General features: G+C 68.5%; 12 protein-coding genes. 3 read left to right on the top strand and 9 right to left on the bottom strand.

Annotated features, from left to right (window positions below):
• Nucleotides 1-15 precede the first annotated feature (15 nt).
• From ugpB to pilM, 8 genes are all read right to left on the bottom strand, one after another.
• Complete coding sequence (gene ugpB, locus AB4850_RS33860) at nt 16-1,341, bottom strand: sn-glycerol-3-phosphate ABC transporter substrate-binding protein UgpB (protein WP_414443714.1); 1,326 nt, start codon at nt 1,339-1,341, stop codon at nt 16-18.
• Between the two features lie 77 nt (nt 1,342-1,418).
• The gene (locus tag AB4850_RS33855; protein ID WP_414443713.1) at nt 1,419-2,642 is read right to left on the bottom strand and encodes a deoxyguanosinetriphosphate triphosphohydrolase; all 1,224 of its coding nucleotides are present in this window, start codon (nt 2,640-2,642) and stop codon (nt 1,419-1,421) included.
• Between the two features lie 42 nt (nt 2,643-2,684).
• Nucleotides 2,685-3,764, bottom strand: a complete 1,080-nt coding sequence (gene aroB / locus AB4850_RS33850) for a 3-dehydroquinate synthase (protein WP_414443712.1) — start codon at nt 3,762-3,764, stop codon at nt 2,685-2,687.
• Nucleotides 3,761-4,315 carry a shikimate kinase gene (locus AB4850_RS33845; RefSeq protein WP_414445686.1) on the bottom strand — a complete coding sequence of 185 codons (555 nt, stop codon included), beginning with the start codon at nt 4,313-4,315 and terminating at the stop codon, nt 3,761-3,763. The genes aroB and AB4850_RS33845 overlap by 4 nt, the downstream gene beginning before the upstream one ends.
• A 14-nt stretch (nt 4,316-4,329) precedes the next feature.
• Nucleotides 4,330-6,138, bottom strand: coding sequence for a type IV pilus secretin PilQ (locus AB4850_RS33840; protein WP_414443711.1), 1,809 nt, complete (start codon nt 6,136-6,138; stop codon nt 4,330-4,332).
• Entirely contained in the window at nt 6,135-6,902 is a 768-nt protein-coding gene (locus tag AB4850_RS33835; RefSeq protein ID WP_414443710.1) for a hypothetical protein, read from the bottom strand. Before AB4850_RS33835 ends, AB4850_RS33840 begins: the two co-directional genes overlap by 4 nt.
• A gap of 104 nt (nt 6,903-7,006) precedes the next feature.
• A complete protein-coding gene (locus AB4850_RS33830; protein ID WP_414443709.1) occupies nt 7,007-7,696 on the bottom strand; it encodes a pilus assembly protein PilN in 690 nt (229 codons plus the stop codon).
• On the bottom strand, nt 7,693-8,643 hold the full coding sequence (gene pilM, locus AB4850_RS33825) for a pilus assembly protein PilM (RefSeq protein ID WP_414443708.1): 951 nt from the start codon (nt 8,641-8,643) through the stop codon (nt 7,693-7,695). The genes AB4850_RS33830 and pilM overlap by 4 nt, the downstream gene beginning before the upstream one ends.
• Before the next feature lie 183 nt (nt 8,644-8,826).
• On the opposite strand from pilM, the gene AB4850_RS33820 reads away from it, so the two are divergent.
• A complete protein-coding gene (locus tag AB4850_RS33820) occupies nt 8,827-11,319 on the top strand; it encodes a penicillin-binding protein 1A (protein WP_414443707.1) in 2,493 nt (830 codons plus the stop codon).
• A gap of 104 nt (nt 11,320-11,423) precedes the next feature.
• On the opposite strand, the gene cyaY is transcribed toward AB4850_RS33820, so the two are convergent.
• On the bottom strand, nt 11,424-11,750 hold the full coding sequence (gene cyaY / locus AB4850_RS33815; protein WP_414443706.1) for an iron donor protein CyaY: 327 nt from the start codon (nt 11,748-11,750) through the stop codon (nt 11,424-11,426).
• Between the two features lie 36 nt (nt 11,751-11,786).
• Here cyaY and lptM point away from each other — a divergent pair, with 36 nt between their 5' ends.
• On the top strand, nt 11,787-12,047 hold the full coding sequence (gene lptM / locus AB4850_RS33810; protein ID WP_414443705.1) for an LPS translocon maturation chaperone LptM: 261 nt from the start codon (nt 11,787-11,789) through the stop codon (nt 12,045-12,047).
• Between the two features lie 6 nt (nt 12,048-12,053).
• Entirely contained in the window at nt 12,054-13,325 is a 1,272-nt protein-coding gene (gene lysA / locus AB4850_RS33805) for a diaminopimelate decarboxylase (RefSeq protein ID WP_414443704.1), read from the top strand.
• The last annotated feature ends 26 nt before the right edge of the window (nt 13,326-13,351 follow it).

Below are 13,351 nucleotides of genomic sequence, written 5' to 3'. Positions count from 1 at the left end.
GCGGCGGAACCGCGCTCAGGAGCCTTGCTTCTCGAAACGGCGCAGCAGTTCGTTGCCGCGCGCCACGGCTTCGTCGAGCGCGGCTTGCGGCGTCTTCTTCTGCGCCCAGACCTGTTCCAGCTCCTCGTCGACGACGGTGCGGATCTGCGGCATGTTGCCCAGGCGCAGCCCCTTCGTGAACGGCAGCGGCGGCTTGTTCAGCATCTGCTTGGTGGCCGTGTCGGCACCCGGGTTCTTCGCGTAGAAGCCCTGCTCGCGCGTCAGGTCGTAGGCGGCCGTGGTGACGGGCAGGTAACCGGTGTCCTGGTGCCACTTCGCGGCCACCGGTGCGGAGCTCAGATAAGCCAGGAACTTGGCGACGCCCTTGTAGGTGTTCGCATCCTTGCCGTTCAGCACCCACAGGCTCGCGCCGCCGATGATCGCGTTCTGCGGCGCGCCCTTCACGCCGGCGTCGTACGGCATCATGCCGGTGCCGAAATCGAACTTCGCGTACTTGCGGATGGTGGCCAGCGCGCCCGACGAGGTCGTCATGATCGCGCAGTCGCCGCTGTAGAACTTGGCGGTGGCTTCGTCCTTGCGGCCGGCGTAGCTGAACGTGCCTTCCTTGGCCATGTCCTGCAGGAACGCGATGTGGGCGACCTGCTGCGGCTTGTTGAATTCGAGCACGGCGTCGGTGCCGTCGAAGCCGTTGTTGCGCGTCGCGAACGGCAGGCCGTGCCACGCGCTGTAGTTCTCGAGCTGAATCCAGCCCTGCCAGCCGGTGGTGTAGCCGCAGGTCGAGCCGGCCTTGCGCAGCTTCTCGGCGTCGGTCTTCACCTCGGCCCAGGTTTTCGGCGGCTGGTTCGGATCGAGCCCGGCCTTCTTGAACAGATCCTTGTTGTAGTACAGCACCGGCGTCGAGCTGTTGAACGGCATCGAGACGAGGTGGCCCGTTTTCGCGTCGCTGTAGTAGCTGGCCACGGTCGGCACGAAGGACTTTTCGTCGAGCGGCACGCCGGCCTGGCGGAACACGTCGGACACTGGCAACACCGCCTTCTTCGCCTGGATCATGGTGGCCGTGCCGACTTCGTACACCTGGAGAATCGCCGGCGCGTTGCCGCTGCGATAGGCCGAGATGCCGGCGGCCAGCGCCTGGTCGTAGGTGCCCTTGAACACCGGCACGATCTTGTAGTCGCTCTGCGATGCGTTGAACTGCTCGGCGATCGCATTGACCTTGTCGCCCAGCGCGGCTTCCATCGCGTGCCAGAACTGGATTTCGGTCGCGGCGAACGCGCTGCCCTGCATGCCGAACCAGATCATGCCGCCCGCAGCCAGCGAACGAACCAGGGTGTTGACTCTCATCGACGCATCTCCATGTTGTGCGGCCTGGCTCCCATGGCCGGCCGCTTGTGTTTGCCCGTGGCGGGCGGCAGCGCAGTCTAGTTCTCGTCCATGACAAACAGGCGTTGATATTCCTTCAGCGCGAAGCGGTCCGTCATGCCGGCGATGTAGTGCGCGACGAGCCGCGGCTGGGCCGCCGGCTCGGCGCTCTGATAGGCGGGCGGCAGCAGGCGCGGGTCGCCGGTGAAGGCGTCGTACAGCCCCGTCACGACGCGCTGCGCCTTGTTCGCCATGCGCATCACCTTGTAGTGGCGATAGAGGTTGTGGAACAGGAAGCGCTTGAGCTCGGCGGCCTCCTCGGCGATCACCGGGCTGTGCGCCACCAGTTGCGGGCAGCGCCGCACGTCGTCGAGCGAGGCCGGCGCGTATTCGGCGAGGTTGCGCGTGGTGGCGTCGATCAAATCGACGACCAGCGTATTGATGATGCGGCGCACCGTTTCGTGCACCAGCCGGCGGCCTTCGAGCGACGGGAAATCGCCGAGCGCCGCGTCGTAATGGCGGCGCCAGAGCGCGATGCCGGCCAGTTGCGGGATCGTGATCAGGCCGGAGCGCAGGCCGTCGTCCACATCGTGGTTGTTGTAGGCGATCTCGTCGGCGATGTTGGCGATCTGCGCTTCCAGCGACGGCCGGCCGCCTTCGAGGAAGCGCTCGCCGAGTTCGCCGAGCTTGCGCGCATTCTCGCGCGAGCAGTGCTTGAGGATGCCCTCGCGCGTCTCGAAGCAGAGGTTCAGGCCATCGAACGCGCCGTAGTGCTCTTCCAGCTCGTCGACCACCGCGAGGCTCTGCAGGTTGTGCTCGAAGCCGCCGTGCTCGCGCATGCATGCGTTCAGCGCATCCTGCCCGGCATGGCCGAACGGCGTATGGCCGAGATCGTGGGCCAGCGAGATCGCCTCGACCAGATCCTCGTTCAGGCGCAGGTTGCGCGCCACCGAGCGCGCGATCTGCGCAACTTCGAGGCTGTGCGTGAGGCGGGTGCGGAACAGGTCGCCTTCATGATTCACGAAGACCTGGGTTTTGTATTCGAGGCGGCGGAATGCCGTCGAATGGACGATGCGGTCGCGGTCGCGCTGGAATTCGGTGCGCGCGGCGGGCGGCGTTTCATGGTGCCGGCGGCCTCGCGTGCCGATCGAATGGGCCGCGTAGGGCGCGAGGTGCGCTTCGAGCGCGGCGACGGTCGGCGCGGCGACAGGCCCGCCGGTTCGGCCGGGCCGCGCCTGCGACGCGTCGGTGGGGTGTGGCAACTCGCGGGGTGTTTCGCTCACTGTCTCCTCCACTGCTGGGGCGCCGGACGATCCGGCGCCACGTTACCGGATTGCGGCGGCGAGCGTGGCCTGGACCAGGTCGTCGGGCGCCGAGGTGATCGAGGCGGCGCCGAGCCGCTCGAGCACGATGAACTTGATCGCGCCGGCTTCGGCCTTCTTGTCGACCTGCATCATTTCGACATAGCGGGCCGCGCCGAGATCGGGCGCACGCACCGGCAGGTGCGCGGCGGCGATCACGCGGTTCAGGCGCTGGCGCGACGCGTCGTCGAGACGGCCGAGCCGCACCGACAGATCGGCCGCCATCACCATGCCGCAACCGACCGCCTCGCCGTGCAGCCATTCGCCGTAGCCGAGGCCGGCCTCGATCGCATGGCCGAACGTGTGGCCGAAATTGAGGATCGCGCGCAGCCCGCCCTCGCGCTCGTCGGCCGCCACCACGCCGGCCTTGATCTCGCACGAGCGCTTGACGGCTTCGGTCAGCGCGGCCGGCTCGCGGCGGTTCAGCGCCTCGATGTCGGCCTCGATCCAGTCGAAGAACGCGGGGTCGGCGATCGCGCCGGTCTTGACGACTTCGGCGATGCCGGCCGCCAACTCGCGCTCGGGCAGCGTGCGCAGCGCGCCGATATCGGCGATCACCGCTTGCGGCTGGTAGAACGCGCCAATCATGTTCTTGCCGAGCGGGTGGTTGATGCCGGTCTTGCCGCCGACCGACGAATCGACCTGCGACAGCAGCGTGGTGGGCACCTGGATGAACGGCACGCCGCGCATGTAGCAGGCAGCCGCGAAACCGGTCATGTCGCCCACCACGCCGCCGCCGAGCGCGATCAGCGTGGTCTTGCGGTCGGCGCGCGAGCCGAGCAGCCCGTCGAAGATCAGGTTCAGCGTTTCCCAGTGCTTGTAGGCTTCGCCATCGGGCAGCACCACCGTCTCGACCTGCTTGCCGAGCGGCGCGAGCGCGGCGCGCAGCGCATCGCCGTAGAGCGGATCGACCGTGGTGTTGGTGACGATGGTGACGGAAGCGCCCTTGATATGCGGCGCGAACAGTTCGGTGCGGCCGATCAGGCCATCGCCGATATGAATCGGGTAGGCGCGATCGCCCAGGTCGACATTGACGGTAATCATGCTTGTAGCGGCTTGGCGACGATGCCGGCCAGTTCGAGCTGCATCAGCACCATGTTGACGAGACCATTGACGGACGGACGGCCGGTTTCGATCACGAAATGCGCGCATTCGCGATAGAGCGGATCGCGCACTTCGTAAAGCGCTTCGAGCCGGGCCTTGGGATCTTCCGTCTGCAACAGCGGGCGGTTCTTGTCCTTGCGGGTACGCAGCCAGAGATCGTGCGGATTGGCGCGCAGATAGATGACGATACCGCGTGAATTCAGGGCGTTGCGATTTTCGGGGCGGATCACGGCACCGCCGCCGGTAGCCAGCACCACATTACTGCGCTGGCTCAACTCGGCAATCATCTTTTCCTCGCGGTCGCGAAAGCCTGCCTCGCCTTCGAGTTCGAAGATGACCGGGATGCGCGAGCCGGTGCTGGCCTCGATTTCGTGATCGGAATCGAAGAACGGCCGGTCGAGACGGCGCGCGACCGCACGACCCACGGTGGTTTTACCCGCCCCCATGAGTCCGACGAAAAATACGCTTGCGTGTGGGTCCCGCGCTTGCAACGGCTTCCTCTGCTTCAATCTTGCTGGTGTGTGGCGCAGCTTACTGGCAAAGCGCCGGCCTTGTCGAGCGTGGCCGGCCGGCACTCGGCCGGCGGCTGCGGCGCCGTGCGGGCCGGCCCGCCTGCCCCGGCCGGCTCGCCGACCACGCGCGGCGTGATGTAGACGACCAGCTCGCTCGACTTCTCGCGCCGCGCCTTGTGGCGGAACAACGCCCCCAAAACCGGTATTTTGCCCAAGACCGGCACCCGAGTCACATCGTCCCACTCGTTTCGCTCGTAAATTCCACCGATCGAGACCGTCCCCCCATTTTCGACCTCGACGCGCGTGCGCACGTGTTTGGTGTGAATCGCCGGCCCGGCGTCGGTTTCCTCGCCCACGCTGTCCTTGGCGATATCGAGGTCGAGCACCACCTGCCCGTCGGGCGTGATCTGCGGCTCGACTTCGAGCTTGAGCGTGGCGCGGCGGAACTGCACGCCCGACACGCCACGCCCGACCTTGGCCTGATACGGCAGCTCGGTGCCCTGCTCGACCAGCGCCGGCGCGCGATCGGCCGTGACCACGCTCGGCCGCGACAGGATCTGGCCCCGCCCTTCCGATTCGAGTGCACTCAACTCGATATCGAGCAAGCGCGTGGCGCCGGCGACGAACAGCGTGAGGCCGGCCGTGGCGGCCTCGAAACCGGACAGCGGACGCGCGGACAGATCGACGAGACGCCCGCCCGGGCCGCCGACCAGGCCGGTGGCAAGCGGATTGCCGCCACCCGCCGCGTCGGACGGGCCGCCCGTGCCGTCGCCGCTTGCCGCGCCGCCTTTGCCCTCCTTGCCCAGGTTGCGTGTGCGCAAGGCCAGCCGCGCGCCCAGTTCACGCGAGAAACCGCGCTCGCCCTCCACGATCCGCGCCTCGATCAGAACCTGGCGGGCCGGCCGGTCGAGCTGCGCGACCAGCGCGGCGATCTGCGCGAGACGGCCGGCGAGATCGGTGACGAACAACAGGTTGGTGCGCGGATCGGCCAGCACCGAGCCGCGTCGGGACAGCACACGCTGCCCCGCGCCGCCCGCCAGCAAACGCGCGACGTCGTTGGCGCGCGGGTAGCGCAGCACGAAGGTGCGGCTCGCCAGCGGCTCCAGGTCGGCGGCACGCGCATGGGCCTCGAAACGTTCCCGCTCGCGCGCGGCCAGCTCGGCGACCGGCGCGACCCAGATCACCTCGCCACGCGTGGCCATCGCCAGGCCGTTCGCGTCGAGCAGCGCGTCGAACGCGTCGCGCCAGCGCACGTCGTGGATGCGCAGCGTGACGCTGCCCTGCACCCGGCCGCTCAGAACCACGCTCTTGCCGGTGAAGCGCGCGAACGCATCGAAGGCCGCCGCGAGCGGGGCTTGCCGCAGATCGAGGGAGATCCGGCGGCCGTCGGCAGCAGCGCCCGGTTTCGACGGCAGGCCGGACAGGCGCACGGGGGGCGGCAACGGCGTGGGGGGACCTTCCAGCGCGGGCTGGGGCGAGATGGCGGCCGGTGCTTCCGGTGTTTTCTCCTCCTCACCGCCGGCAGCGGATTGCGAGGCATCGGCAGAGGGTGGGAACGGCGTCCCACTACCGACTGCCAGCGCGCTCGTTCCGGCGATCCGGCCGGCATCGCCATCGAAGAACCCCGGCCCGCCACCGCCCGCAACCGGGGCCGATCCCGCCATGCCCGTGCCCAGCCGGGCCGCGATGGGCATGACGAGCGGCAGCGGCGGCGGCAACCTGGCCGCTGCGGGCAACGCCCCGTAGCACATCAGGGCGAGCGCCATCGCCAGCCTCGCGATATCTCGACGAGCGCCGTTCATGATTGCCCTTCCCCGGCCAGCACAACGCGATGCTCGCGGCCGTCGCCCGAGCCGAACCACACCCCGCCGCCATCGATACGTGCGATGCGTTCGCCTCCGATACGCTCACCGGGCGCGGCGCACCAAGGCCCGCTCTCGGCATCGAATACGGCCAACGCGTGCCGCGCGTTCCCGACGATCCCGGCCAGCCGTGGCGACGGCGCCGCTTCGCGGCCACCGAAATCGGCATCGGCGGGCAAACCGACCGTCAGGATGTCGAACGGATCGGGCAACATCAGCGCGCCTTGGCCCCGCGCCGCCGCCCCCGGCGACACCGCCAACCGCGCCGAAAACGTCGCGCCCGCCGCCTGCCGTTCGATGTCGAGCCGGACCGGCGCAACGTTCAGCGGCAACGCCGCCAACGCGCGGACCCAGCCCGCGATCGCGCCGATACGGCCATCGCCGGCAATGTCGTAGCGCGGCTCGGCCTCGTTTCCCGCACCTTGCACACCACCGGGGGCCGGCGCGAGATGCCGGATGTGCAGGCCCTGCTCGTGGGCGGCGAGCGCGAGCTGCCATAGCGGATCCTGCGAGTCGGGCGAACCGGCTCCATCGCTCGATTCGCGAACCTTGGCGAGACGCGGGCCGGCTGCCGCGTCCGGTTCGACGTCGGCCGCATGAGGCTGGCGCTCGATCCGTTGCTCGACGTCGGCCCGCTTCGCACTCGCCGTTTCATGCATGGCACGCGCTCGCGTCACGCCGCTCCAGTCACGCTCGTTCGACATGACGCATAGCACCAGAAACGCTGCCACGGCTGCCGCCACGAGTACGGCCAGCCGGCGCGCACCGGCATGACGCCCATCGCTTGTCTGATTGCCGCTCCGCGTGTTCATCCTCGGCCTCCCGGTTCATGCGCGCCGCCGATTTGCGCGGTCTGCCGCTGAGTAGCCGGCTCCGGCCAACGAATGCGCACCGCGAAACGCAATGCCGCCGCGCCCTTCGGTGCCCCGGCCGCAAGCGGCGCTTCGGCGGCGGCCTTCACGCCCGACATCTCGATCCGCCACTCGGGCCGCCGCTCGCGCAAGCGTTCGAGCCACCGGCGCGCCGCAGCCGGATCGTGCGCCCGCACCTCGAGTTCGGCCCGATCGCCGGCGTGACGCAACGCCAGCAGCATCACCGTGCGGTAGTCGAGCGCACGCAACACGTCGAGCAACGCGACGAGCCGGGCGAGTGGCCTGGCGCGCTCGATGGCGGCCCGCTCGCGGGTGCGCCGCGCCTCGCGCGCCTGCACCGCCGCCTCTGCCAAACGCACGCGCGGCGCCCACGCGGCAAGCCGTGTTTCGATCGCCGCGCGCTGCCCGTCGAGCCGCACACGCTCGGCCGTCTGCACGGCACAAACCAGCGCGGCACAGACAAAACCGAACCCGACCGCCCCGGCAAACTCCGCCACCCCTCGCCGCCGCGCCAGCCTCGCGTCGCGCTGCCGGTAAGGCAGCAGATTGAAGCCGCCGAGCCACGCACGCCGCTGCGCCGCATCGCGCGCCAGCGCCTGCGCAGGCAACCCCCGCCGTGCGCTCATTCGCACACCCCGCGCAGGCCCAGGCCGAACGCCACCGCGAACCGGCCGCCCGTGCGGCCTTGCTGCACCTCGAAGCGCTCACCGCCGCCCGCACAATACGTGGAGCAATAAGTAGCGCAATCGAACGGCAGCACGAGGCAGCCCAGCAGATCGGCGATCTCCGCGAACACGGGCGACGACGCACCGTCGATCGCGCTCGATTCGCCGGCCGCGCCCACATAGGCGTAGTGCAGCTCGCCCCGACTCGCCAGGTCGCGCAACAGGTCGGACAGATCGGCGTATTCGGGCGACGGCATGCGCAGATGCGCGGTGACGGCCAGCCCCTCGACGCGCCAGGCATCCACGCTGCCCTCGCCGATCCAGAGCGCCGCATAGGCCTGCGTCGGGGCGATTTCTCCATAGGCGATCTGCCGGATCGCGCGCAGCGCCGCATAGGGCTCGCCGTCGATGCCGGTCAGCAGGAAGCCCGCGGCCGCCACCGCTTCGAGCCGCAATTCGACCCGCGCGCGCTCGGCCGAGGCCACCAGCAAACGGCCCGGATAGAGGATGTCGTTGACGCACCAGTCGATCGCCAGCGCCTCGCGCGACAGCCCGGTCACGCGCTCGGCCTCGGCATGCACGGCCGGCTCCACCGGCCCCTGCGCGGCAATGCGCGGATCGAGCGCGGACATCGTCACCTCGCGCGACGGCAACGCCATCACGGCCGACATCCCGCGCACCGGCAAGCGCCCCGCCATGCGCTCGACGATCGCGCCGAGCGCCTGCGTCACGCACGACCAGTCGCCCCCCGCCAGATCGCACCGCTGCGCATACGGCTGCGCGTCCAGCGCTTCGATCGTCGGCGTATTGCCGCGCCGGCTCACGAATGCCACGCGCACCGCGTCGTGTCCCACGTCGATCCCGGCGGCAACGCGCCACCCGGCCATCCATCGTCGATATCTCGCCATCGGTCCTCCCCGGCGCCGCGCGGCAGGGGCGCGGCTCGACGACCATTCTCGCGAGCGGCCCGCACCGCCGACAGTCGGCCGGATGGCCAGCAAAGCGGCGAAATTTCCCGTCGTCTTATCCGTTCGGACAGGCACCATGAACGTGCATACCGGGCGTTTATAATCGCGTGTCCGTTTTCCGGTATGCCTATGCAACCCACGAATCCCTCGACGCCGCCGCAGGCGAGCGAACCGACCTGGCCCCGTGCCGGCGAGACGCCGTCGGCCGGCGAGCCGCCGCAGCCGCCGCCTCCGCTCCCCCCGGCGGCGGAACCACCGCCGCCCCCGCCGCCGCCCCGCAAGCGGCCGTGGTGGCTGAAGCTGCTGCTCGCCCTGGTCGGGCTGTGCGTGGCGGCCGTGGTGTGCGCGGGCCTCGTGCTCGGCTATGCGCTCGTGGTCGCGTGGCCCAACATGCCGTCGCTCGACGCGCTGACCGACTACCGGCCCAAGGTGCCGCTGCGCATCTACACGTCCGATCACGTGCTGATCGGCGAATTCGGCGAGGAGCGCCGCGACATCGTCCATATCCAGGACGTGCCCGATTCGCTGAAGAAGGCGATCCTCGCCATCGAGGACGCGCGCTTCTACGAACACGGCGGGGTCGACCTGACCGGCATCGCGCGTGCCGGCGTGGTGGCGCTGACCAACGGCCACGCCACGCAGGGCGCCAGCACGATCACGATGCAGGTCGCGCGCAACTTCTTCCTGTCGAGCGAGAAAACCTACACGCGCAAGATCTACGAGATGCTGCTCGCGTACCGCATCGAACGTGCGCTGACGAAAGATCAGATTCTCGAGGTGTACATGAATCAGATCTATCTCGGCCAGCGCGCATACGGCTTCGCGAGCGCCGCGCGCGTATATTTCGGCAAGGACCTCAAGGATCTGACGCTGGCCGAGGCCGCGATGCTGGCCGGGCTGCCGAAGGCACCGTCGGCCTACAACCCGGTGGTCAATCCGAAGCGCGCGAAGGTGCGCCAGCAGTACATCCTGCAACGCATGCTGGAGCTGAACTTCATCACGCGCGATCAGTACGACGAAGCGGTTGCGCAGCCGCTGGTGGTCAAGAGCGCGACGCGCGAATACAGCGTGCACGCCGAATACATCGCGGAAATGGTCCGGCAGATGATGTACGCGCAATACAAGGATGAAACCTACACGCGCGGGTTCAACGTGGTCACCACGGTCGATTCGGCCGACCAGACGCTCGCCTATCAGGCGCTGCGCCGCGGCCTGATGGACTACGAGCGCCGTCACGGCTATCGCGGCCCGGAAGCGTTCATCGAATTGCCGGCCGATGCCTCGCAGCGCGAACAGGCGATCGACGACGCGCTGCTCGACCATCCCGACAACGGCGAACTGATCGCCGCCGTCGTCACCAGCGTCGATCCGAAGCAGATCCAGGTCAGTTTCATGGACGGCAACAGCGCCACCGTCGGCGGCACCAACCTGCGCTTCGCCTCGGCCGCGCTGGCCGCCAACGCCCAGCCGAACCGCAAGATCCGGCCCGGCGCGATCGTGCGCGTGGTCAAGACCGACAGCGGCGACTGGGCGATCACGCAACTGCCGCAGGTCGAAGGCGCGTTCATCTCGATCGTGCCGCAGAACGGCGCGATCCGTTCGCTGGTGGGCGGCTTCGATTTCAACAAGAACAAGTTCAACCACGTCACGCAGGCGTGGCGGCAACCCGGTTCGAGCTTCAAGCCGTTCATCTATTCGGCCTCGCTCGACAAGGGCCTGGCACCGTCGACCATCATCAACGACGGCCCGCTCTACTTCAGCGCCGCCGAAACGGGCGGCCAGCCGTGGGAACCGAAGAACTACGGCGGCGGCTTCGACGGCCCCGAGCCGATGCGCACGGCGCTGATGCGCTCGCGCAACCTGGTGTCGATCCGGATCCTGAACTTCATCGGCACCAAGTACGGGCAGCAATACATCACACGCTTCGGCTTCGACGCCGATCGTCACCCGGCCTACCTGCCGATGGCGCTCGGCGCCGGCCTCGTCACGCCGCTGCAGATGGCGGGCGCGTACTCGGTGTTCGCCAACGGCGGCTATCGTGTCAATCCATACCTGATCGCCGAGATCACCGACGCGAACGGCAACGTGGTGGCCCGCGCGCAGCCGCTGGTGGCCGAGCAGAACGCGCCGCGAGCGATCGACGCGCGCAACGCCTACGTGATGAACAGCCTGCTGCAAAGCGTGGCGCAGCACGGCACCGGCGCGAAGACCAACGTGCTCAAGCGCACCGATCTCGGCGGCAAGACCGGCACCACCAACGATTCGCGCGATGCGTGGTTCGCGGGCTTCCAGCACACGCTGGCCGCGATTGCCTGGATCGGCTACGACAGCCCGCGCAGCCTCGGCGATCGCGAAACCGGCGGCGGCCTCTCGCTGCCGGTGTGGATCGATTACATGGGGCCGTCGCTGAAAAATGTGCCCGAATACACGATGCCGAAGCCGGACGACGTCACCGTGATCGGCGGCGAGCTGTTCTTCAGCGATTTCACGCCGGGCCACGGCTTCGTGCCGACCGTCGGCGTCGCGCAGGCGGCCGCGCCGACCGATGCCTCGATCCCGCACGTCGATTCGCAGGAGCGGCAGGACATCATGAACCTGTTCGAGGGCGGCAACTGACGCGGCTCGCGTTCATGCCCCGCAACGCAAAAGAGCGACCCATGGGTCGCTCTTTTGCTTGATGCCGCCCGATTTTCGAACCGGGCGGGCAGCGTGATCGACGCTCAGGCGCTGAACGGCACCGGCTCGCCGGCCTGTTCGCTCGCGTAGCGCGTCAGCGCCTCGAAGAACTCGTCGCCCGAGCGCGTGTCGCGCCAGGCGCCGTCGACGAAGCGGTAATGGAAGCCGCCCGATTTCGCGGCGATCCACACTTCCTTCATCGGCGGCTGCAGGTTAATGATGATCTTCGTGCCGTTCTCGAAACTCAGCGTGATGACGCTGCCGTTGCGGCCCAGATCGATGTCGAGATCGCCTTCGTTGGCGGTGTCCACGCAGCGCTCGACGGCCGCCAGAACAGCCTCGGCGCGGGTCAGGTATTCAGTATCGCTCATGCTAAACTCTGTCGATTCAATTGTTTAGGGACGATCATGCGTGTCGTTTTCCAGATGAGCGCGATTGTAGCGGCTTTGGCGCTGGCCGGCTGCGGTCAACGCGGCGCGCTCTATCTGCCCGTCGTGCCGCCGTTGCCCCCGAAGCCCGTCCTCGAGACGCAACCCGGCCTGCAACCCGACGCATTCGATACGGCCCCGAGCGCCGCGTCCGATGCCGGCACCTCGGGCACGTCCCTGCAGCTTTCGCCCGCGCTCTCCGCGCCGGCCCCGGCGTCCGCCGCCAATCCCACTCGATGATTCCGGATGACTCACCCCGCATTTGATTACGCCAACGGCACGCTGCACGCCGAAAGCATCCCCGTCGACAAGCTCGCCGAACACTTCGATACCCCGCTCTACGTCTATTCGCGCGCCGCGCTGACGGCCGCCTATCAGGCCTACGCGAAAGCCTGCGAGGGCCGCCGCGCGGCGGTCCACGTCGCCGTGAAATCGAACAGCAACCTCGGCGTGCTGAACGTGTTCGCGCGGCTCGGCGCGGGCTTCGACATCGTGTCGGGCGGCGAACTGGCGCGCGTGCTGGCGGCGGGCGGCAAGGCAGAGAACGTGGTGTTCTCGGGCGTGGGCAAGAACGCCGACGAAATGCGCATCGCGCTCGAAGCCGGCGTCAAATGCTTCAACGTCGAATCGATTCCCGAGCTCGACCGCCTCAACGAAGTGGCCGGCTCGCTCGGCAAGCGCGCGCCGGTTTCGCTGCGCGTGAACCCCGACGTCGATCCGAAAACGCATCCGTACATCTCGACGGGCCTGAAGGCCAACAAGTTCGGCGTCGCGTTCGCCGACGCGCGCGAGACGTACCGCACAGCAGCCGGGCTGCCGAACCTCTCGGTGGTCGGCATCGATTGCCACATCGGCTCGCAGATCACCGAACTGAGCCCGTATCTCGACGCGCTCGACAAGGTGCTCGATCTCGTCGAACAGATCGAGGCCGACGGCACGGCGATCCATCACATCGATATCGGCGGCGGCCTCGGCATCACCTATTCGGACGAAACGCCGCCCGAAATCGGCGTGTTCGTCGCGGCGCTGTTCGAGAAGCTCGACGCGCGCGGCCACGGCCAGCGCGAAGTGTATTTCGAGCCGGGCCGCTCGCTGACGGGCAACGCCGGCATCCTGCTCACGCGCGTCGAATTCCTGAAGCCGGGCGAGGAGAAGAACTTCGCCATCGTCGACGCGGCGATGAACGACCTCGCGCGCCCGGCGATGTACGAGGCGTACCACGCGATCGTGCCCGTCAAGGAAACCAGCGCTCACCCGAGCGCCGTGTACGACGTGGTCGGCCCCGTCTGCGAAAGCGGCGACTGGCTCGGCCGCGAGCGCACGCTGGCGATCGCGCCCGGCGATCTGCTGGCGATCCGCTCGGCCGGCGCCTACGGCTTCGTCATGAGCTCGAACTACAACACGCGCCCGCGCGCGGCCGAGGTGATGGTCGACGGCGTGAACGCGTACCTCGTGCGCCCGCGCGAGACGATGGAAGACCTGTTCGGCAGCGAAGCGATCCTGCCCGACGCGGAATAAGCCTGCCGGGCCTCGCCCGGCATCCG

This window comes from Burkholderia sp. 22PA0106 (assembly GCF_047497155.1).
Taxonomy (GTDB): Bacteria; Pseudomonadota; Gammaproteobacteria; order Burkholderiales; family Burkholderiaceae; genus Burkholderia.
Note: the sequence above shows the minus strand (reverse complement) of the source record. Positions and strands in the feature narration are given on the sequence as shown.

Coding starts and splice junctions, on each gene's coding strand:
- cyaY (WP_414443706.1), bottom strand. CDS start 11,750: ATGAGCGATACTGAATACCTGACCCGCGCCGAGGCTGTTCTGGCGGCC.
- AB4850_RS33830 (WP_414443709.1), bottom strand. CDS start 7,696: ATGAGCGCACGGCGGGGGTTGCCTGCGCAGGCGCTGGCGCGCGATGCG.
- AB4850_RS33835 (WP_414443710.1), bottom strand. CDS start 6,902: ATGTCGAACGAGCGTGACTGGAGCGGCGTGACGCGAGCGCGTGCCATG.
- pilM (WP_414443708.1), bottom strand. CDS start 8,643: ATGGCGAGATATCGACGATGGATGGCCGGGTGGCGCGTTGCCGCCGGG.
- ugpB (WP_414443714.1), bottom strand. CDS start 1,341: ATGAGAGTCAACACCCTGGTTCGTTCGCTGGCTGCGGGCGGCATGATC.
- lysA (WP_414443704.1), top strand. CDS start 12,054: ATGACTCACCCCGCATTTGATTACGCCAACGGCACGCTGCACGCCGAA.
- AB4850_RS33840 (WP_414443711.1), bottom strand. CDS start 6,138: ATGAACGGCGCTCGTCGAGATATCGCGAGGCTGGCGATGGCGCTCGCC.
- AB4850_RS33820 (WP_414443707.1), top strand. CDS start 8,827: ATGCCTATGCAACCCACGAATCCCTCGACGCCGCCGCAGGCGAGCGAA.
- aroB (WP_414443712.1), bottom strand. CDS start 3,764: ATGATTACCGTCAATGTCGACCTGGGCGATCGCGCCTACCCGATTCAT.
- lptM (WP_414443705.1), top strand. CDS start 11,787: ATGCGTGTCGTTTTCCAGATGAGCGCGATTGTAGCGGCTTTGGCGCTG.